The organism is Streptomyces sp. NBC_01460 (assembly GCF_036227405.1).
Taxonomy (GTDB): Bacteria; Actinomycetota; Actinomycetes; order Streptomycetales; family Streptomycetaceae; genus Streptomyces.
On record NZ_CP109473.1, the window covers coordinates 8,225,449 to 8,245,995 of the forward strand.

18 protein-coding genes and 1 pseudogene are annotated in these 20,547 nt (G+C 71.2%); 7 read left to right on the forward strand and 12 right to left on the reverse strand.

Annotated features, from left to right (window positions below; all coding sequences use genetic code 11):
• Positions 1-36 precede the first annotated feature (36 nt).
• From OG488_RS36720 to OG488_RS36730, 3 genes are all read left to right on the forward strand, one after another.
• Positions 37-888, forward strand: coding sequence for an aldo/keto reductase (locus tag OG488_RS36720; RefSeq protein ID WP_329237433.1), 852 nt, complete (start codon positions 37-39; stop codon positions 886-888).
• Between the two features lie 164 nt (positions 889-1,052).
• A complete protein-coding gene (locus tag OG488_RS36725) occupies positions 1,053-1,697 on the forward strand; it encodes a flavodoxin (RefSeq protein WP_329237435.1) in 645 nt (214 codons plus the stop codon).
• Positions 1,698-1,850: 153 nt separating this feature from the next.
• Positions 1,851-2,717, forward strand: coding sequence for a hypothetical protein (locus OG488_RS36730; RefSeq protein ID WP_329237438.1), 867 nt, complete (start codon positions 1,851-1,853; stop codon positions 2,715-2,717).
• A gap of 103 nt (positions 2,718-2,820) precedes the next feature.
• Here OG488_RS36730 and OG488_RS36735 read toward each other — a convergent pair whose 3' ends face one another.
• Positions 2,821-3,660 (reverse strand): trimeric intracellular cation channel family protein, encoded by an 840-nt coding sequence (locus tag OG488_RS36735; RefSeq protein WP_329237441.1) that lies wholly within the window; start codon positions 3,658-3,660, stop codon positions 2,821-2,823.
• An 82-nt stretch (positions 3,661-3,742) separates the two neighbouring features.
• Positions 3,743-5,572: an alkyl/aryl-sulfatase gene (locus tag OG488_RS36740; RefSeq protein WP_329237443.1), complete on the reverse strand. Its 1,830-nt coding sequence runs from the start codon at positions 5,570-5,572 to the stop codon at positions 3,743-3,745.
• Positions 5,573-5,785: 213 nt separating this feature from the next.
• Between OG488_RS36740 and OG488_RS36745 the strand changes: the two genes are divergently transcribed.
• Entirely contained in the window at positions 5,786-6,925 is a 1,140-nt protein-coding gene (locus tag OG488_RS36745) for an AI-2E family transporter (RefSeq protein WP_329237446.1), read from the forward strand.
• Between the two features lie 99 nt (positions 6,926-7,024).
• Here the strand turns inward: OG488_RS36745 and OG488_RS36750 are convergent, their stop codons facing one another.
• The 5 genes and pseudogenes from OG488_RS36750 to OG488_RS36770 all read right to left on the reverse strand — a co-directional run.
• On the reverse strand, positions 7,025-7,384 hold the full coding sequence (locus OG488_RS36750; protein ID WP_329237449.1) for a DUF6204 family protein: 360 nt from the start codon (positions 7,382-7,384) through the stop codon (positions 7,025-7,027).
• Between the two features lie 109 nt (positions 7,385-7,493).
• The gene (locus tag OG488_RS36755; RefSeq protein WP_329237451.1) at positions 7,494-7,928 is read right to left on the reverse strand and encodes a glutaredoxin domain-containing protein; all 435 of its coding nucleotides are present in this window, start codon (positions 7,926-7,928) and stop codon (positions 7,494-7,496) included.
• Positions 7,929-8,013: 85 nt separating this feature from the next.
• The gene (locus OG488_RS36760; RefSeq protein WP_329237454.1) at positions 8,014-8,835 is read right to left on the reverse strand and encodes a DUF1684 domain-containing protein; all 822 of its coding nucleotides are present in this window, start codon (positions 8,833-8,835) and stop codon (positions 8,014-8,016) included.
• Positions 8,836-8,878: 43 nt separating this feature from the next.
• Positions 8,879-9,472, reverse strand: a complete 594-nt coding sequence (locus OG488_RS36765; protein WP_329237456.1) for a GNAT family N-acetyltransferase — start codon at positions 9,470-9,472, stop codon at positions 8,879-8,881.
• Positions 9,473-9,534: 62 nt separating this feature from the next.
• A pseudogene (locus OG488_RS36770) lies at positions 9,535-10,572 on the reverse strand (PLP-dependent cysteine synthase family protein); the annotation flags it as partial.
• A 623-nt stretch (positions 10,573-11,195) separates the two neighbouring features.
• Here OG488_RS36770 and OG488_RS36775 point away from each other — a divergent pair.
• The 3 genes from OG488_RS36775 (at position 11,196) to OG488_RS36785 (ending at position 14,185) form a co-directional block, all read left to right on the forward strand.
• The gene (locus OG488_RS36775) at positions 11,196-11,336 is read left to right on the forward strand and encodes a putative leader peptide (protein ID WP_329237459.1); all 141 of its coding nucleotides are present in this window, start codon (positions 11,196-11,198) and stop codon (positions 11,334-11,336) included.
• Between the two features lie 385 nt (positions 11,337-11,721).
• On the forward strand, positions 11,722-12,819 hold the full coding sequence (locus OG488_RS36780; RefSeq protein ID WP_329237462.1) for an LLM class flavin-dependent oxidoreductase: 1,098 nt from the start codon (positions 11,722-11,724) through the stop codon (positions 12,817-12,819).
• 10 nt (positions 12,820-12,829) lie between these two features.
• Positions 12,830-14,185: an NtaA/DmoA family FMN-dependent monooxygenase gene (locus tag OG488_RS36785; RefSeq protein WP_329237465.1), complete on the forward strand. Its 1,356-nt coding sequence runs from the start codon at positions 12,830-12,832 to the stop codon at positions 14,183-14,185.
• 94 nt (positions 14,186-14,279) lie between these two features.
• Here the strand turns inward: OG488_RS36785 and OG488_RS36790 are convergent, their stop codons facing one another.
• The 5 genes from OG488_RS36790 to OG488_RS36810 all read right to left on the reverse strand — a co-directional run bounded on the left by OG488_RS36790 (position 14,280) and on the right by OG488_RS36810 (position 20,542).
• Entirely contained in the window at positions 14,280-15,611 is a 1,332-nt protein-coding gene (locus OG488_RS36790; protein WP_329237468.1) for an MFS transporter, read from the reverse strand.
• 104 nt (positions 15,612-15,715) lie between these two features.
• Positions 15,716-16,867, reverse strand: a complete 1,152-nt coding sequence (locus OG488_RS36795) for an LLM class flavin-dependent oxidoreductase (protein ID WP_329237471.1) — start codon at positions 16,865-16,867, stop codon at positions 15,716-15,718.
• A gap of 205 nt (positions 16,868-17,072) precedes the next feature.
• Positions 17,073-17,162, reverse strand: a complete 90-nt coding sequence (locus OG488_RS36800; RefSeq protein ID WP_362941074.1) for a putative leader peptide — start codon at positions 17,160-17,162, stop codon at positions 17,073-17,075.
• Positions 17,163-17,349: 187 nt separating this feature from the next.
• Entirely contained in the window at positions 17,350-19,206 is a 1,857-nt protein-coding gene (locus OG488_RS36805; protein ID WP_329237474.1) for a CocE/NonD family hydrolase, read from the reverse strand.
• Positions 19,207-19,456: 250 nt separating this feature from the next.
• Entirely contained in the window at positions 19,457-20,542 is a 1,086-nt protein-coding gene (locus OG488_RS36810) for a serine/threonine-protein kinase (protein WP_329237477.1), read from the reverse strand.
• Positions 20,543-20,547 lie beyond the last annotated feature (5 nt).

The following is a 20,547-nucleotide window of genomic DNA, read 5'->3' on the forward strand; positions in this document are numbered from 1 at the left end:
GATCCCGCTCCGCCCACTCAGTCAAGGACGCCCCCCATGCAGTACGTAACCCTGAACAACAGCGTGCAGATGCCGCTTCTCGGCTTCGGCGTCTACCAGATCCCCGCCGAGGAGACCGAGCGCGCCGTCTCCGACGCACTCGCCGCCGGCTACCGCCTCCTCGACACCGCCGCCGCGTACGCCAACGAAGAGGCGGTGGGACGCGCGATCAGGTCCAGCGGGCTCGCCCGCGACGAGCTGTTCGTCACTACCAAGCTGTGGGTCCAGGACGCCCCCGCCCAGGACAACACCCGCCGCGCGTTCGAGACATCGCTGACCAAGCTGGGCCTGGACCACCTCGACCTGTACCTGATGCACCAGCCCTTCGGCGACGTCTACGGCCAGTGGCGCACCATGGAAGCCCTCAACCGCGAGGGCCTCGCGAAGGCGATCGGCGTCGCGAATTTCTACCCCGACCGGCTGCTCGACCTGATCGTCAACAACGAGATCACCCCGCAGGTCAACCAGATCGAGACCCACCCCTTCTTCCAGCGCGCCGACTACCAGGACCTCATGCGCGAGCACGGCGTGCAGATCCAGTCCTGGGGCGGCTTCGCCGAAGGCAGGAACGACCTGTTCACCAACCCGCTCCTGGCCGGGATCGGCGAGGAGTACGGCAAGTCGGTCGCCCAGGTCGTCCTGCGCTGGCTGACCCAGCGCGGTGTCATCGCCATCCCCAAGTCCGTCCGCGCCGAGCGCATGGCCGAGAACATCGACGTCTTCGACTTCCGGCTCACCGACGAGCAGATGGCCCGGATCGCCACCCTCGACACCGGCAGCTCGCTCTTCTTCGACCACCACGACCCCGAGATCGTCGCCTGGCTCGCCCAGCGCCGCCTGGACGCCTGACCCGAAACCCGCCGCCCTCCCCAGGGGCGAGCGGCCCCTCGCCGGTCGTTCGCCCCTCCGCTGCCGGATCCCTCGCGAAGGGCCTCTCTGTGAACCAGCCGAACCACAGCTCAGCCCGGCGCCGAACGATCCTGCGCGCCGCTCTGTTCACCGGAGTCACCGCCATGGCCGCACCCCACCTCAGCAGTTGCTCACCCGCGAACGATCAGCCAGCCTCCGACGAGAAGTCGTCGCCGAGGCCCGCAGCGAGCGGTGCGGTGCGGGGGAAGGTGCTGCTCGCGTACTTCTCGCGGCCCGGCGAGAACTACCACTACGGCGGTCGGACCGATCTGAAGGTCGGCAACACCGAGGTCATGGCCCGTACGATCCGCGCCCTCATCGGCTGTGACCTGTACCGGATCGAGCCCGTCGAGCCCTATCCGGCGAACTACGACGCGACGGTCAAGCGCAATGCCGGCGAGCAGGAGGCCGACGCCCGCCCCGCCGTCAAGGGCGCGCTGCCCGAGCTGAACGGGTACGGCACCGTGCTGCTGGGCAGCCCCATCTGGAACGTCCGCGCGCCCATGATCATGACGACCTTCACTGAGCGGCTCGACTTCTCCGGCAAGACCGTTGTTCCCTTCACCACCCATGCCATGAGTGGCCTGGGTACCACCGCACGCGATTACGCGGCCTCCTGTAGGGGCGCGGCCTTTGCCGACGGCCTGGCGGTCCAGGGTGAAGAAGTCGCACAAGCGGACACCGTCCTCAGGGCCTGGCTGGAACGACTTGGCCTCGGCGGCTCCCAGGGTGTCGCCACGCGTACCTAAATGGTTGGTCACGCGGTCGGCGTCGACGATGATCACCTCATGACGACCGGAAAGGGCCGTGCCGTCCAGGAGCCCCGCTCATCTCTCCACCGCTCGCGCGCCGCCCACCGCAGCGCCCGAAGGCCGTGACCGCCCACTCAGGAGAGCCCGCCCGTGCAGACGACCGCCCTCGTTCCCTACGCCCACCTTCCCCGAGCGCACCACGAGCGCCACGTCCTGACCAGTACCGTCGATGTCTTCGGCACCGCACACTGGCTGCTCGGTGAACGCCCTCCGCAGCCCCGCGGCGAGATCCGGCCCTTCGACGCCCTGGTCGTCTCCGTCCATCAGGACGGCAGCGTCGAACACACCGAACTGAGCGCCGTGCGGGCCCGCTGGCCGCACCTGGACCGACTGCCCGACGGCCGGTTCGTCGTCGCCGCCTCTCGCGCCCGCCGGTCCAAGGACTCGAACCAGGTCCAGGTCTTCGACGCGCACGGCCACGAGACCTCGTCCTTCTCCGTCGGGGACGCCATCGAGCATCTGCTCGTGGACGAGGCCGGCCACGTCTGGGTCGGGCACTTCGACGAGAACCCGCTCGGAATCCGCCGCTGGAGCGCCACCGGCCGGCTCGCCTGGACGTCGGACGACGCCCGCATCCCCGGTCTCTTCGACTGCTACGCCCTGAACGTGTCGGGCACCGCCGCCTGGGCGTGCCCGTACACGGACTTCCCGCTCGTCGAGATACGCCCCGACCGCCCCGAGCGGCCCGTGAGGGTGTGGGCGAACCGTATACGGGGTTCCCATGCGGTGGCGGTTCACGGCGATCGGGTGGTCTTCTACGGTGGTTACGGCGAGGAGCGGCACCGACTCGCCCACGGAGAGCTCACCGAAGCGTCCGTCGAGCCGACGGGCGCCGGCGTGCTCGCCCTGCCCGATGGCGCTGCCTCCGGTCGCTGGCGGGCCGTCGGCCGAGGAAGCAGGATCTACGTCCAGGCCGAACCGTGCACCGCCTGGGGTGTGTTCGACCTCAGCAACTGACACCCGGCACGGGAAGGACCACGGCTGCCGGCCTGGTGCCGCTCGCCGCTGGGGTGGCGTTCGTCGACGGCGTGACGGGGCCGTCGTACGTGTCGTGCGCGCCTCACCGCCCACCGTCGTGGTCGCCCTGTGCGGGGCCGGCAGGAGGACGCCCGGGCTCGCGGGGTTCGACGGTCAGGCCGAGCAGGCGCAGTTCCCGGGTGGACCTGCCGGCGATCTTGCGGCCGAGAAGCGGGCGGCCGTCGTCGTGGCGGTAGACACCCACCGGTTCGGTGGCCAGGGGTTCCTCCCAGCCCCGGTACAGGGCGGTGGGGCGGACGGTGAAGCCGACCAGGAACGCGAGCGGCGCGCTCGCGGCGCGGGGGAGCCCCGCCTGGCCGAGGGCGGTCCACACCGCGCCGGTCAGCGCGGCGACGGCGACGAACCACTCGCCCCGGACGAACTGCTTGGGCGGGACGCCGCAGGAGACGTCGATGAGGAAGCGCCCCGCCGTGGGGCCCACGACGGCGAGGACGAGAGACCCCACGACCGGCAGGCCGACGTCCGCCCCGGTCTGCGCCCCGACGACGGCGTACCAGGGCAGGGCGAAGGACGTGACGAACTGGAAGAGCCCCTCGCGGAACAACTGCCCCTCGGAATAGGCCAGGCGGTGGCCGATGTACCCGGCGATCAGGCACAGCACGACGTACGAGGAATTGGTCAGTGCGGCCGGGACGCGACCGACCATGACGTCGCGGCTGACTCCGCCGCCGATGCCGCCGAGCAGGGCCATCAGCAGGATGCCGACCACGGTGAAGTTCTTGTAGTGGTCGGGGCGGCGGGCCGGCAGCGCCCCGTTCAGAGCGTTGGTGGTCGCCGCGACCAGGTTGATGAAGGTGCCGCCGCCGGTGAGTTCGAACGACCCGAGACCGACGGTCCCGATCGCCAGCTGCGCCGCGCTCACCGCCCTGATTCCCCGGGCGTGCGGGGTGAGGGCACTTCACCCTGGCCGCGGGCGGTGACCGGAGCGTGTGTGGCGTGCAGGGTCACGGCGTGACGATGGCGAAGTCGGGATCGGGGGTGTCGAGCAGGCCGGTGAGGGTCGCGAAGACCTGTGGGTCGCCCTGCACGCCCACCCCGTCCAGTCCGTTCCCGGCCAGGACGCCGAGCAGTTGCGGCTTCGTCAGCGTCAAGGTCAGGTCGGCGGCCCGGGGCGCTCCTTGGGCCTCCGGGGCGGCGTCGGCGCTCCGGTAGGTGAGGGCACCGTTGGACAGCAGGAGGTGCCAGGTGCGGCCCTCGTCCGTGACGTTCCAGGTCATGGAGAGCGTCTCGTCCCATGCACGGGGACCGTCGATGCGGATGGCGAGCGAGTCGATGAGCATGTCGACGGTCAGGGCCATCGCCATCTCCGGGTTGGTCGTCACCAGCGAGGTGTGTGCGATGCTGCCGCGCAGCTCCTGGGCGCCCATCAGGTAGAAGTTGCGCCACGTGGCGTTCTCCGCGCCGAAGCCGAGCTTCTCGTACACCGAGGCCAGCGCCTGCTTGGCGAGCGGGTCCTGCGGGGCGGCGAAGACCGCGTGCCCCAGCAGCGTCGCCGCGAACCGCAGATCCCCGGAGGCCGCGTACTCCTCACCCTTGGCGATCAGCGCCGGCACGCCGCCGTAGTCGGCGGCGAACCGCTCGGCCTGCTCGACGGGCGGGTGCTCCCACAGGTGGGCGGGGTTGCCGTCGAACCAGCCCATGTAGCGCTGGTAGACGGCCTTGGCGTTGTGGCTGACGGAGCCGTAGTAGCCGCGGTTCGCCCACCGGTTCGCGATCGCCGGCGGGAGCACGAGCTGCTCGGCGATCTCCGTCCCGTTGAGTCCCCGGTTGGTCAGGCGCAGGGTCTGGTCGTGGAGGTACGCCCACATGTCCCGCTGGCCCGCCAGGTGCTCGACGATGCGCTCCCGGCCCCAGGTGGGCCAGTGGTGGGAGGCGAAGGCGACCTCGACACCCTCGCCGAACAGGGTGATCGCCTCACCCAGGTAGTGCGCCCAGATCCGGGTGTCGCGGACCAGCGCCCCGCGCAGGGTCAGGATGTTGTGCATGTTGTGGGTCGCGTTCTCCGCCATGCACAGGGCGCGTCGGTCGGGGAAGTAGAAGTTCATCTCCGAGGGCGCCTCGGTGTCCGGTGTCATCTGGAACACGATCCGCACGCCGTCGACGGTCTCCTCCTGACCGGTGCGGGTGATGTCCAGGGTCGGCGGGACGAGGGTGATCGTGCCCGTGGACGTCGTCATGCCCAGCCCGGCGCTGATCTGCCCGGCGGGTCCCTTGTCCAGTTCGGCGCCGTACATGTAGACCGCACGGCGGGTCATCGCGCCGCCGGCGTACACGTTCTCCGCCACCGCGTGCTCGAGGAAGCCGGCCGGGGCGATCACCGGCACGGGGGCGTGGCCGTGAGGCAGGACACCGCGGGAGCCGCCGAAGTGGTCGCCGTGCGAGTGGGTGTAGATCAGCCCGGTGACCGGGCGGTCGCCGCGGTGCTCGCGGTACAGCGCGAGCGCGGCGGCCGCGGTCTCGGCGGAGATCAGCGGATCGATGACGATGACGCCGGTGTCGCCCTCGACCAGTGTCATGTTCGACAGGTCGAGGTTCCGGACCTGGTAGATCCCCTCGGTCACCTCGAACAGGCCCTGTGTGTTGCAGAGCCGGCTCTGTCGCCACAGGCTCGGGTGCGCGGTGCCGGGACAGTCCTCGTCCAGGAACGCGTACGCATCCCCGTCCCAGATCACCCGGCCGTCCTGCGTCCGGACCACCGCGGGGGAGAGGGCGGCGACGAAGCCCCGCTCGGCGTCCTCGAAATCGGACCTGTCGGCATAGTCGAGATCGCTCATGGAAAACAAATAGCCTAAATGCGCCCATATTCCACACATGCGCGTCACGCGTCTCGTGGTGCCGGGCGCAGGCTCGTGTCGAGCGACCGCTCCACCGGCAGGACAGGTGAGGCTCCGTCACGACGGCCGGTCCGGCAGCCCTGCGACCACCGGTTCGTGACGGCGGCCGAGGGAGCGGTCCGCGGAGGGAGTTTCGGCCAATAGGGTGATCGCATGTCTGTCATGCTGAGCTCAACCAGGACCCGGGCCGCCCTCCGTACCTCGGCGCGCGTCTCGGTCGAGTTGCTCCTCGTTCTTGTCATGGCTGCGACGGCCATGTGGCTTCTGGGCCGCATGTGGTCGGTCGTCTGGCCCCTCATCGTCGGCCTGCTGCTCACCACCCTGACCTGGCCCGCAGCGCGCTACCTGCGTCGGCGGGGCTGGCCCCCGGCCCTCGCGGCCTCGGTCGTGACCGTGCTGTTCCTCCTGGTCGCGGGGGGAGTCGTGGCGCTGATCGCGGTGCCGGTCGCCTCCCAGTCGGGGGAGCTGGGCGACGGTGTGGTCGAAGGCATCCAGAAGCTGCGCGAATGGGCTTCGGGGCCGCCGCTCAACATCGGTGACGACCAGATCAACGGGGCTTTCGATTCCGCGACCGCCCGCATCCAGGACAGCGTCGGCAGTATGGTCACCACGGTCGTCACGGGCGTGAGCACCGTGGTCAACGGTGTGGTCACCGCCGTCCTGGCGCTCTTCCTGATGTTCTTCATGCTCAAGGACGGCCCCCGTTTCCTGCCCTGGCTCGAACGTCAGCTGCCCGGACGCCTGGCCACCGACGTTCCGACCGTGGCCGCGCGCGGCTGGACGACCCTGGGTGAGTTCGTGCGTTCCCAGGCATACGTCGGCCTCCTCGACGCGGTCCTCATCGGCATCGGCCTGTGGGTCGTCGGAGTGCCGCTGGTGCTTCCGCTGGCGGTCCTCACGTTCGTCTCCGCGTTCGTGCCGATCGTCGGAGCCCTGTTCGCCGGCTTCGTCGCGGTGCTGATCGCCCTGGTGTCGAACGGGCCGACCGACGCGCTGATCGTGCTGGCGATCATCATCGTGGTGCAGCAGCTCGAGGGCAATGTGTTCCAGCCCATGATCCAGAGCCGTGGGCTCGGCCTGCACGCCGCGGTCGTCCTCCTCGCGGTGACGCTGGGCGGCAGCCTCGCGGGGATCGTGGGCAGTCTCCTCGCCGTGCCCGCCGCCGCGCTGATCGCGGTGGTCTGGAACTACGTGCGCGAGCAGCTCAGCGAGCCGGGGCCGGAATCGGACCCGGCCGCACACGCTGACCCGGCTCCGGACACCGACCCGGAGAACCCGCGCGTCGCTGTGTGACATCGCCCGCCAGGTCCTCGGGGAGAGCCGAGCCTGTCCGTGATCTGCCCCGGCTCCGGCAGATCACGGACAGGCGCCGGGCGGCGCGGCCGGCGGTGCTCAGGTGTACTTCCGTGCGGCTTCGCGGCGCTGCCGCTTGCCCGGAGCCGCCTGGGAGAGGTCCTCGGCCTGGGACCGGAGATTCTTGTAGCCGTAACGGCGCTGCGCCAGCCACGCCTTCGCCGCTTCCTCGGCCCGCTCGGTCGCCTCGAGGATGTCCTCCTCTTCCTCCCCGGAGTCCTGGAAGCGGAAGGTGAAGGCGGATCGTGCGGCGATGTCGTAGCTGAGGTGTCCTTCGGGGGTGAACGCGGCGCGCAGCACGTCGTGCTCCGCGGCCCGGGCCAGGAGCTCGGCGCGCTGGTCGGTGGTGAGCCCGTCGAAGACACCGCGGACAGTGATACGGAACGTACGCGTACTCATCCCAGGACCCTAGCCAGCGGGTGCGGCAGGAATCCACCGGGTTTCCGGCGACGCGGGGCTCGGGCCCCGCGTCGCCGGTTCGAGGCCCCGGGGCCGGGTGCCCCGTCGGTCACCTCGGTGCGAGCTGTGCGCGCACCCACGCGGGATCGGGATTGACGTGCGGCACGCCCGCCACGACGACGGTCGGCACGGTCTCGTCGCCGTCGTTGGCCGCCCTTACCACCGAGGCGCCGGCCGGATCGCGCCAGATGTTCACCCAGTGCACCCGTCGGGCCTTGCGGCCCAGACGGAACCGGAGGCGCATGCAGAACGCGCAGCCCGGCCGCCAGTAGACGACCGGCCGGCCGTCGACCGCGCTACGGCCCTGCGCCTCCTCGGCGCCGATCGACCGCGGGAACGCCAGCGGCGAATACATCCCTGCGAGCACGACGAACCCCAGCAGGAGCGCGACGGCGGTGCCGGACGGCCCTCCGGTGAACAGCGGTGCCGCGACGAGTGCGCCGCAGAGTACGAACAGCATCGGCAGCATCCAGGCGCGCATCATGAGGACGCATGCTAGCGGTGGCCCGCGCGCCATGGCCCGGTGCCCCGGGCGGATGGGACCCGGGGGCACCGGACCACGGCGGCCCTCACCCGTGCCCGCCGCGCTCCAGGGGGATCTTCTCGCCGGTCTCGATCGCGACCGGCAGCCGGTTCTCCGCCGGAGGCAGCGGGCAGGTCGCCAGATCCGTATAGGCGCAGGGCAGGTTGGCGGCGCGGTTGAAGTCGAGGATCACCCCGCCCTCCGCGTCGGGAGGACCGATCTGCAGGGAGCGGTTCGCCGCGTACGTGGTCACGCCTGAGGTTGTGTCCGTGAACAGCACCGTCAGGCTGCCGGGGCGTCCGCCGTTGAACGCCGTGAGCCGGTGCACCGTGCCGTCCAGTTCGAACTCGACCTGTCCGGGGGAGTCGTAGACGTGCTCCAGGCCCTCGACCGCGGCCCCGACGGTCACCGCGCGCGGGTGGTCGAAGGGGAGGAACCGGCCGGTACGGACCCAGCGGGGGTCGGGTGCGTAGGCAGGGGTCCGGGTGAATCCGGCCCGCAGTGCGTTCCCGGGATGGCGGGGGCGCAGGATGTCGTGCCCACAGCGCTTGGCGACCTCGATGACCGCGTCGCCGAAGCCGGGGTAGAGGCTGTCCCTCTCGCCGATGACACCGAACGCGTACCGGCCCCTGACCACCGTGCCGTCGACGGTCAGTTCCTCGCCCTCCGCGAGCTCGACCACCACGCCCTCCGGCGTGCTCGACCAGGCACCCGGGGCGTCCTCGAAGCGGGTCGGTTCGGCGTTCAGCCAGTGCAGACTCGTGATCGCGAGGAACCCGTGCGGGCCGGCGAGGACCTCCTCGTGTTCGCGGTGCCACTGCTCCCAGTCCCGGACGAAAGCCGCCCGGTCGATGTCCTGGACCGTCATGTTCGCTCCCTGGTGTGGTGTGGTGCTCGTGGGTGGGGGCCGTTCACAGGTGCTTGCCGTAGCAGACGCTGAACGGGTCGGTGTCGTAGGGCGGGTAGCACGCGACGCGGTGCCAGCCCTGCCGTTCGTAGAGCCCCATGGCCTCCGGCTGCAGCTTTCCGGTCTGTAGGGAGAGCCGGGTCACGCCGAGGGCCCAGGCGCTGTCCTCCACGGCGTCGAGGGCGGCCCTGGCCAAGCCGCGCCCGCGGTGCTCCTCATGTACGTAGACGCGTTTGACCTCGTACCGGTCCTCGGTGCCGGCCTCGTGGAGCAGTCTCAGGGAAGCCGTCGCCAGCGGTGCGTCTCCCCCGTAGGCGATCCAGGTGACGACGATCTCCTCCGCGGCCGGCGGCCCGGGACGCCGGCCGGCGCGCTCGGCGTCGAACGGCGCGTATCGGGGCCGCAGTTCGGCGTCCATCCGGGTCCGCAGGGCGAGCGCGTCGGGATGGTCCCAGCCGGTCGACGCCCAGCGTACGGAGTCGTCCCCGCGGCTCGCTGCGTCGGGACGGGTGACGCCGGTGATCCCATCCCTGCGGTCAGGGCCGGTACTCCCGCGCGGAGTCGGGAAGAGGGCGGCCCGGGCGTGCGAGGGGGTCATGGTGGGGGTGCCTTCCATGCGATGCGAGGTGGTGCAGCCGGTGCCGGTTCCGGCGACGTTCACGGGTGGGTGCGCGGCAGCGCGGGGGCGGCGTCCGGGTGGGGGAGCCCGGAGGGAACCTCGTCCAGGAAGCCGAGCCGGCCGAGCCATGCGTCGTCGAAGACCTTGGAGAGATAGTTGCGGCCGGAGTCCGGCAGCATGACCACGACGAGGTCGTCCGGATCCAGACGGGCCGCCACACGCAGTGCGGCGGCCACCGCGGTCCCCGCGGAGCCGCCGACCAGCAGCCCCTCCTCCCGCGCCAGGCGCCGTGCGGTCAGCAGCGAGTCACGGTCGCTGATCCGCTCGAACCGGTCCACGACCTCCGGCTGGTAGGACCGCGGCCACGTGTCGACCACCGTCTCGGGGTGGCGGTAACGGCCGATGCTCTCCACGGAGTACGGGCTCCCGTCGCCTCCGGAGTAGAGCGAGGCCTCCGGGTCCGCGCCGACGACGGTCACCCGGCCGCCGCTCACGTCCTTGAGGTAGGCGCCGGTCCCGGTGATGGTGCCGCCGGTGCCGATGCCCGACACCAGGTGGGTGACCCGCCCGTCGGTCTGGCGCCAGATCTCCGGCCCCGTGGTCCGGTAGTGGGCCTGTGGATTGGCCGGGTTGTCGTACTGGTCGGCCAGCCAGCCGCCCGGCGTCTCCGTGGCGACACGGGCGGCCACGGAGTGCACGTGGTCGGGGTGTTCGCGCGGCACATCGCTCGGGCAGACGATGACCTCGGCACCGTAGGCGCGCAGCACGGCGATCTTCTCCGTGCTGCTCTTGTCCGGGATCGCGAAGACGCAGCGGTAGCCGCGCTGTGCCGCGACCATGGCCAGGCCGACCCCCGTGTTGCCCGACGTCCCCTCGACGACGGTGCCACCGGGGAGCAGCAGCCCGGCCTCCTCGGCCGCCTCCACCATCGAGAGAGCGATGCGGTCCTTCACGCTGCCACCTGGATTGACGTACTCCAGTTTCACGTAGACGGGTGCGGGAGCTCCGCCGGTGACCCGGTTGAGCCGCACCAGCGGAGTGTTGCCGACCACGTCGGTCAGGGATCCGTGGACGTCCAATGCAGTGCTCCTTGCGTCGAGTCCGGCCTTGCCCGTCGATCCGGATCATCCGCCCTGCCGCGGCGCGGGGACCGGACATCAGTGATTCTCCGCAAGAGGGGAGGAGGTCGGCCACGGCGGTGGGTTACCTGGGCGGACAGGGCCGCGTACGGGAGCGGGCCAGGCCGTCACACGGGCCGGTGGTCAAGCGGTGAGGGACGTCAGGCCTGACAGATCGCGCTGGAGAAGCGGTGCAGATCGATGTGCCGGCGGGCGGCGAAGCGCGGACGGAAGAATCCCGAGCGGCGTGTACCAGCGGCCCGGCCCGGAGGCGTGGCCCCGGCGGCATTCGGCTGGTACGGCATGAGTGGCACGGTCCCTTCCGGCACGTGGCATCGCCCCGGAGGGACGATGCCACGCAACGTACCAGCTCGAACACCGGTAGGAGAAGGAAGCTTCGGCGCGATGAACGGTGCTCCCCGGGGCGGAGCGCCCGCAGCGCTCCCGAGGCGTGGGAGGTGTCCGGGCGGCGAACGGGGCGGCATTGTTCAACGGGTGGCGAACGGTTAACGTGAGCAGCGATCGTACGAGTCAGCAGTCGTCCTGGACCAGCTGGCCGATCCGACGGCTGTGAGGTGACCGGCATGCAGGCGCAATCCTCCGACGAGCGCGACGACCTCGTGCCGCACCGCGCCGGATCTGCCGCCCTGCTGGTCGCCCGACGCCACGTCGACCTGCTCCGGGTGAGCAGCGCGCTGTGTACAGGGACGTCTCCGCGCCGCTGAGCGCGTCCGCACCGCACGTCCCGGCCGGCGCCGATGGCCAGGCGTCATCCGCGCGCCCCGAGCGCTTCCTTCCTCCAGCGGCTGTCGCGACACCTGTGCCCGGCGGCCCTGTGTGCGGCTGCCCGCACGGCTGACCCGCGAGCCACAGGACTGAACCCGGCCACCGGCGCCCCGATGCGCTCGACGGGCGCCACGCCCGGCGACCCGGTGACCCCGTGAGCGACCTGATCGCCCGGCAGGCCGCGGCCGGCCGGGACCGCGGGCCGGGTTCAGACCCCGGCACCGGGGCGGGCGCGCGCCGACCTGACGCCGAGGCCGTACGCCCACTCCTCGCCCCTCGTCAACTCGCTTCTCCAGCACTCCACTTCGACCGGAGGCACCTCACATGACCGACCGCAGAACCGGGCTGTCCGGCCTGCATCTCGCCCTGGAAGCCGACGGCGACGGCGCGCACCCCGCGGCCTGGCGCCACTCGGGGCGCCCACCAGGCGCCGTGCTGACCTCGGGCGCCCTGCGGGACGTGGTCTCCGGGGCCGAGGACGCGGGCTTCGCCCTCGTCACCTTCGCCGACTCGCCCCTGCCGCCGGACGCGGGTACAGGCGTCGCCGGACGCATGGACGCCGGAACCCGTGCGGCGTACGTGGCCCCCCTGACCGACCGGATCGGCCTCGCACCCACCCTGCACGTCGCGACCACGGAACCGTTCCATCTGGCCACGCAGCTGGCGAGCCTGGACCACGCCTCGCACGGAAGGGCCGGCTGGGTGGTCGGAGCGGCTGCGGGCGAGGACGAACTCGCCACCGTCGGGGGAGCGGCGCTCCCCGCCGCCGCGCTGGCCCGCGAGGCGGCCGACGTCATCGACGCCGCCCGCGCCCTGTGGGACTCGTGGGACGACGACGCCGTCATCAAGGATGTGGCGACCGGCAGGTTCCTGGACTCGCGGCGGGTGCACCACATCGACTTCGAGGGTGCCTCCTTCACCGTCAAAGGGCCCTTGATCACGCCGCGTCCGCCCCAGGGCCAGGTGGTGGTCCTCGCCTCCGACGCCCTGGCCGTCGACGCGCGGGCCGACGTCGTGCTCGTCGGGCGACCCGGTCTCGCGGCGATCGCGGCGAGATCGCGCGCGGCCAGGGAGGCGGGCGCGCCCCTGGTCTTCGCCGAAGTGGAGGTCGTCCTTGACGCGGAGGTCCCGGCCGCCGACCGGCTCGCGGAGCTGGACGGAGCCGCCGCCCGGCCGGAATCCGGACGCCTGCGTCACACCGGCTCCCCGGAGTCCCTGCTGGAACTGCTCCGCGAACTGGCCGAATCGGTCGACGGCGTCAGGCTGCACCCGGCCGTACTCGCCGTGGACCTCCCCGTCCTGGCCCGGCAGGTCCTCCCGAAGGTCGGCGGGGCGCCCCGGGCCGGCGGAACCCTGCGCGAGACGCTCGGCCTTCCCCGTCCCGCCGGCCGATTCGCCGCCGCGGCGGCCACGAACGCCTGAGGTGAGTGCCATGACCGAACAGAATCCCCGTCCGCAGATCCACCTCGGTGTCTTCTTCACCGGCGTCGGGCCCCAGCTGATCTGGACCGACCCCGACGCGCCGTCGCACACGGAGTTCGAGACGTTCGCCGAGACCGCGCGGATCCTGGAACGCGGCTTGTTCGACGCGTTCTTCCTCGGTGAAGGGCTGCGCGTACGGGAGAACCGCGGCAAGGTCTTCGATCTCGACATCGCCGGCCGGCCCGACGCGATCACCCAGCTGTCCGCGCTCGCCGCGGTGACCGAACGCATCGGCCTCGTCGCGACCCAGAACACCACCTACAACTATCCGGCCGACCTGGCCCGACGGCTGGCCGGCCTGGACCTGCTGTCCGACGGCCGGGCGGGCTGGAACATCGTCACCACCGACAACGCCTGGACCGGGGAGAACTTCCGCCACGGGGGCTGGCTGGAGCACGAGCGCCGCTACGAGCGCGCGGCACAGTTCGTCGAAGCGGCCCAGGAGCTGTGGGCGTCCTGGGCCCCGGACACCGTCGCGCCCGACGGCCGTGCCGCGAACTGGGCGCGGCCCGGCGCGATCCGTCCGGTCCACCGGGACGGCGACCTGGTGCGACTGCGCGCGACCGCCACCCTGCCGGGCAGCCGCCAGGGCCGTCCCGTGCTGTTCCAGGCCGGTGACTCGGACGGCGGCCGTGAGCTCGCCGCCCGCCACGCCGACGTGGTCTTCTCCGCCAACACCGAGTACGGCAAGGCCGTCGCCTACGCCGCGGATCTGCGTGACCGGCTGGCCCGCCACGGCCGGACGCCCGATTCGCTGCGGATCCTGCCGGGCGCGAGCGTCGTCCTCGGCGACACGGCTGCCGACGCTGAGGAGAAAGCGCGCTGGGTGCGCCGCGAGCAGGTCAACGGGCCCCGCGCGATCGCCTACCTCGAGCAGTACTGGGGCACCGACCTGTCCGCCTACGACCCGGACGGTCCGCTGCCCGACATCGAGCCCGGTGCCGAAGAGCTCGATCCGTCCCGAGGCACGATCTCCATCGAGCTCCGCAGCGGGAAGGCGGCCCTGATCCGGAAGTGGCGGGAGCTGGCGGAGGAACGCTCCCTCTCCATAAGGGAACTGGTGCTGGAGGTGTCCCCGGGGCACCCGTCCTTCGTCGGCACGCCCGCCGCGATCGCCGACGAGTGGACGCGCTATGTCAGCACCCGCGCCGTCGACGGCTTCAACCTCCTGCCGCACCTGCTTCCGGCCTCTCTCACGGACATCGTCGACAAGCTCGTCCCCGAACTCCAGGAGCGCGGCGTCCACCGCACCGCGTACCAGGGCACCACCCTGCGCGAACACCTGGACCTGCCCCCTCTGGGGTGAGGGTGCCCCTGTCGTACGACGGGACCGGCCCGCCGTGGAGACGACCTCCGTGGCGGTCCGGTCCCGGCCCGGTGCGTGACCGTTCATCCCTTCCTCAGGAGCGGGCGCTTCCCGCCCCCACCAGTGCGGAGGAGCCGTCCGGAGAAGCCGCGGCCGGGAAGGCGCGTCCCGTCGGCACGTGCTGGTCCCCGTCCCGCAGCCGGCCGGTCGCCCACACACTGACCAGCCCGGTCAGCACCAGATAGCCGCACGCCCACCAGGGGCTCCCTGTCCCGAGCGCCAGCAGCGCGGTCATGATGAGCGGAGTGATACCGGACGCGAAGATGCCGGACATCTGATAGACGAACGACATGCCCGTGTACCGGACCGGCGTCGCGAACAGGGCTGCGAACAGGGTGCCTTGGGCCCCGTAGAACGAGCCGTGCACGAGGCCCAGCGTCACGACGAGCGCCGCCGCGAAGGCCCAGGTCCCGCCGATGCCGAAGAGCCAGAAGGCGGGGAAGACCGAAACGGTGAAGGCGGCCATGCCCACGAGGTAGACCCGGCGGGCCCCGTAGCGGTCCACGGCGGATCCGGACAACGGGATCATCGCGGCCATGACGACCGCCGCCGCCGTGACCGCGAGCAGGACCGGGGTGCGGTCCAGCGCGAGCGTCCCCGTCGCGTAGGTGATGGCGAAGACGGCCCAGGTGTTGAAGGCGGCCCCCTCGCCCCACCGGGCGAGCATGCCGAGCACGACGTGTCGGCGCGCGGCCGGCTCACGCACCAGCTCCACCAGCGGCGCCGCACGCGGCAGTTCCTGGAGGCGGCGGGCGGCACGGAACGCGGGTGTCTCGTCGATCTTCAGACGGACGGTCAGCCCGACGACGACGAGAACCAGGCTGATCAGAAAGGCGATCCGCCACCCGTGGTCGAGGAACGCCGACTCGCTGAGCACGTTGCTCAGCAGGGCGAACACCCCGGTGCCCAGCGCCAGTCCGAGGGCCAGTCCGATCTGCGGATAGCTGCCGAAGCGGCCTTTGCGTCCCGCCGGCCCGTACTCCACGGCCAGCAGCACCGCCCCGGCCCATTCCCCACCGAGCGCCACGCCCTGGGCGACGCGCAGGACCAGGAGCAGCGCGGGGGCGAGGAGTCCGACCTGCTGGTACGTGGGCAGCAGACCGATGAGGGCGGTGGAGACACCCATCAGCCCCATGGTGAAGGCCAGGGTGTGTTTACGGCCGATCCGGTCGCCGAGGTGCCCGAAGAGCAGACCGCCCACGGGCCGGGCGACGAAGCCCACCGCGAACGTCGCGAAGGACAGCATCGTGCCGACCGTGCCGTCGGCTGTGGGGAAGAACAGCTTGTTGAAGACCAGCCCGGCGGCCGTGCTGTAGAGGAAGAAGTCGTACCACTCCACCGTGGTGCCCAGCAGACTGGCGAACACCACCGTCCTCAGCCGCCGGGGAGTCGTGGCACCCGGCTCCGGTTCCGGGAGTTCCGGAGCTTCCGGGGCGTTCCGCGGTGCCTCCGAGGGCACGGGCACGGCGCTCACCGGCCGGCGAACGGGACGATGCCCGCCTCGACGGGACGCGGACCGGCCGGGTGGCGCCACAGACCGCGCTTCTCCAGCAGCGGCAGCACCCCTTCACCGAACCAGTAGGCCTCCTCCAGATGCGGGACTCCGGACAGGACGAACTCGTCGATGCCGAGCCGGTGGTACTCCTCGATGAGGTCCGCGACCTCCGTGTGGCTGCCGACCAGCGCCGTGCCCGCGCCGCCGCGGACGAGCCCGACACCCGCCCAGAGGTTCGGGTAGATCTCCAGGTTCGTGGTGTCGCCGCTGTGGTGCAGTTCGCGCATCCGCCGCTGCCCCTCGGACTCGCTGGTCGCCAGCCCTTCCTGCACCGCCTTGACGCGCTCCGGGTCCATGGCCGCGAGCAGCCGCTCCGCCTCGGCCCAGGCCTGTGCGGAGGTGTCCCGGGTGATGGTGTGCAGGCGGATGCCGAACCGCACGGTGCGGCCCTGCGCGGTGGCCAGCGAGCGCACCCAGTCGATCTTCTGCTTCACCTGCTGAGGCGGTTCGCCCCAGGTCAGATACACATCGGTGTACCGCGCCGCGACCTCTCCGGCGGCGGGCGACGAGCCGCCGAAGTAGATCTGCGGTGCCGGTTCGGGCAGCCGGCTCAGCCTGGCCGCCTCGACCCGCAGGTGCTCGCCGTGATGGTCGACGGTCTCGCCCGTCCAGAGCCTGCGTACGACGTCCAGGAACTCCCCGGTACGGGCGTACCGCTGGTCCTTGTCGAGGAAGTCGCCGTACGCGCGCTGCTCCGCGGACTCGCCTCCCGTGACGACGTTGAGTAGCAGCCGCCCGTGCGACTGCCGTTGGTAGGTCGCGGCCATCTGCGCCGACAGCGTCGGGCTGATCTGGCCGGGGCGGAAGGCGACCAGGAACTTCAGCCGCTCGGTGACCTGGGTGAGCATGGCGGTCGTGATCCAGGCGTCCTCGCACCACGCGCCCGTGGGGGTGAGGGCACCGACGAAGCCGAGCTGCTCCGCCGTGCGGGCTATCTGGCCGAGGTACTCGACGGAGGCCGGACGGTCCCCGCCGGCGGCGCCGGGCGTCGAACCGTGGCCACCGCCCACGACGTGCCGGCTGTCACCGGTCGTGGGCAGGAACCAATGGAAGGTCAGGGCAGACATGGGTGCTCCGGAGGTGGGTGCGGAGGATGACGTGCCGGCCACGCCCTTCAGGGCATGGCCCAGCGGCCCGACGGCGTACGTTCGGGAACGCGTCGAGGCACGCGAGACACGAGGCGAGAACGGCGGCGATGCGCGGCGCCGTGGGAATGCGGATGCGTCGGAAGAGGGAGGGCGCAGGCCCTACGGCCCCGGGGCCCGACAGGCGTCAGCGGCGACAGGTCGCGCTGGACTGGCGACACAGGTCGACGTGCAGGCGCGCCACGAGGAGGTCGGCAGCAGCGGTCATGTCAGGCATTGTGGGGGAGAGGCACCGCCCGGCTCAAGTACGGACCGGCCACTGTTTCAGCAGGTGAGACCGGAAACGGTGGCATCCGCATCCACGGCATGCCGCACCCCGGAACCCGGCCCGGGTTCCGGGGTGCGCGGACGCCGGCCGTGGCTCCCGGTGGAATCAGGGAGCCACGGCCGGCGCGGGACGTGGGTCAGAGGCGCCCGCCGGGGACCACCGTGAACGTGCCGGGGCCGGCCGGCAGGTCCACCGTGTACTGGCTCAGGTAGGTGTCCAGATACGGAGACCGGGCACCACCGGTCGCGACGTCGTCGGACGGGTCGTCCAGGGCCAGCCGGAGTCGCGCCCCCTTGACCTCGATCGTCTCGCCGGAAGGTGTGTCGCGCCAGGAGCCGGTCCGGATGGAACCGACCTCCACGGCCAGCACGTGCCCGGCCCCCAGGGTCCAGTCGGTCGCCTTGAGGTCGACGGTGAGCCTGCCCGTGGTCAGCAGCGAGACCTGCTCGTCGAACATGACGGCGGTGCCGTCCGGGGCGACGTCGTACAGCTTGAGCATCACATTGCCCTCACCCTCGGCGCTCAGGCTCACCTGCGGGGTCCCTGTGACCCGCACGGCCTTCCTGAGCGCCTCGGACCACACGAAGAAGCTCGACGTGACCTGGCCGGTCTCCTGGAGCCGTGCCAGCCCGCCGGCCAGGCCTCTCGGTGCCGTCGGGTCCGTCCTCGGCGCGTTCTCCATGTCCCACGCGCCGGAGCTCCCCGAGTGGCCCCGGGGCGCCGGTCCGCCTGACGGGCCCAGGGCCGCGATCCCGGAGAGGCCGCCGTCGTCCACGTACGAGCCGCCGCCGAGGGGCAGCGTGACGTGCCGCTCGACGACCGGCCAGGTCCGCTGGGCCCGCCACGCGCCGGTGGAGTCCTCCACGGAGTACGCGGGATAGCGTGCCGCCGGCCTGATGCCCTTGAGGTACTGGTCGTAGAAGGAGAGGGTCTCGTCGTACCAGCCCTCACGCCCCATGGACAGACGGCCGTCGGACGTGCGGTCACCTCCGCGTACGTGCTCCCACTGTCCGACCCAGCCGCGCTCCGGGCCCTTGTGGTTGTCGAGGTACTCCTGCATCTCCTCGGGCTTGGTGTTGTTCTCGATGAACCCCTGGGTGACGAAGAGCGGGGTGTCGGTGCCCCTGGCCGCGTTCGCGAGGTCGCGGGACACCCAGTGAGGGTCGTCCTGGTCGGCGATCCGGTACCCGGCCGAGTTCTGCGTCAGGCACTCGGGATGGCCTTCCTCGTAACGGGAGTTGGCCAGGTAGTGCGCGTCGTCGTCCGGCAGCTGGCGGAGCGTCGCTATGGAGTTGTAGGCGTTGGCGGTCCCGGAGACGTTCGGGCGGGGCACGCCGTTCGAATAGATGTACTGGTACATGTCCCAGACGGGCTCCTGCGCGACGACGGCCTTGAGCGCCCGCTGGTCCAGGTTGTTGCCGATGAGGCCCGTCAGCGCGTCGTAGGACTTGCCGTAGAGACCGACCGAGCCCGTGGACCAGGGCTGTCTCGCGGCCCAGTCGACGGCCGCCTTCACGTCCGCCTGTTCACCCGGCCCGCCCCAGTCGAGGCAGCCGGTCGAGCCGCCGAAGCCGCGCAGGTCCACCATCACGAAGGCGTAGCCCTCGTCGAAGAGGTCGGTGCCCTCGATGAAGTCCTGGAAGCGGGTGGAGGGGCCGGTGTGCGTCCAGCCCTCGGCGCCGGACTGCCCGGAGTGACCGAAGTACGGCCCGACCGACAGGATGACGGGCACCTCGGCCTTCTCCGGCAGCCCTTCGGGCAGCAGGACGTCCGCGTGCAGTTCGGTACCGGAGTTGTCCGAGGACGGGAAGTAGTGCTGCGTCCAGCGCGCCCCCTCCGGCACGCGGTCGTTCTCCTGATGGGTGACGGGGCCGGCCGGCCGTTGCTCCGCGGCCGGCCCGGAGGCGGCGGCGGGGCCGGCGAGTACGCCGGTCAGAGCGAGGCTCGTGACGAGTGCAGAGGCGGCCCATCCGGCCGTGCGACGTGCTCTCACATGCTTCTCCCGGCTCGTGGGTACGGGGTTACGCAGTGGTGCAGGCCGAGCAGCGGCCCCCGGCCCGCCGTGACGGGTGCGACGGTGGTCGCGCGCACGTCCGCGGAACTGGGTCACAGGCGCGGATACGGACCGGAGCCGACGGCGACGAAGTCTATGATCGTTCCGGGATGGGTTCAATACGCAGGTGTGTCACGTGTGTTACTGATGCCGCCCGGCCTCGCGGGCCGCGGAACCTGTCAGCACCTGGTCAGGCACGACGTGATCCGGCCGCATGAAGGGCCCGTCGAAGTTCCTCCCGCGGATAGGGGGTGGTCCTGCTCACGTCCTGGACCTTGAGGTAGAAGTCCGTCAGCACCCCGGCGAGCGGTGCATGGCGAGCGAGGAACGCCCTGACCCCTCGCGGACCGCGCGGCGGCTCCCTCCCTTCCGCACAGGCGCGGATGAGTGCCAGGCGTTCCGTCCGTTCGTATCCGTACAGAGCCGTGATCAGCCAGTTCACCAGCCAACTGACCGTGTAGCAGCGGTCGTAGGTCGCGTGGAGTCCGAAGAAGCGGATCTCGGACGGTGACAGATCGAACCGGGACGAGAGGGCGAGGCCGTAGTCGGCGAAGTAGAGGCGCCGGCCGTCGGTCAGGATGTTCTCGAAGTGCGCGTCGAAGTGCAGAAGCCCATGAGCGTTCATGAAGGACGTACCGGCCTCCAGCTCGTTCTCGACCAGGGAACAGGCCCGGTCGGCGGTGTCGGCATCAGCCTGGACCTGCTCGGTGAGCCACTCGTGGAGCGTTCGAGGGATGTACTCCAGGAACAACGTGAGGCTCGCCGAAGCCTGTTGGAGCGCCTCGATGCGACGGCGCACCTCCGGGCCACCTCCCCAGAAGGCCACGGCCCGCTCCACATCGGCGAGTTCCCCGGGAAGCACGGCCGTGTCCGGCAGCACACGCCAGTGGTACATCAGCGGAAATCCCTGGTACTGCCCTGACAGCACCCAGTCCGTCGTCATGGTGTGAACGGCGAGCTCCCGCCATGCCCCGAAGCCGGGCCCGCCGACGCCGTACTGACAGAAGGTGGGAAGCTCGAAGACGTTGGCCGTGGACCGCACGTGCTCCGGCAGCCGCTCAAGATCCGTGAGTGGCACCCGCTTCACGAAGACGGGTCTTCCGGCGACCTCCAGCAGTGCGGACCTCCCGCCGATACCTGAGCCCAGCGGCACGGCGGAATCCACCTGCTCGGCCAGTCGGCGATCGCTGAGCAGGGCGAGAGACGTGGAGACGGCGCTGTACGAGGCCAGGCGTTCGCCGTCCCGCCCGTCGGGGCCACCGCAACCCACGTCCATCGGAA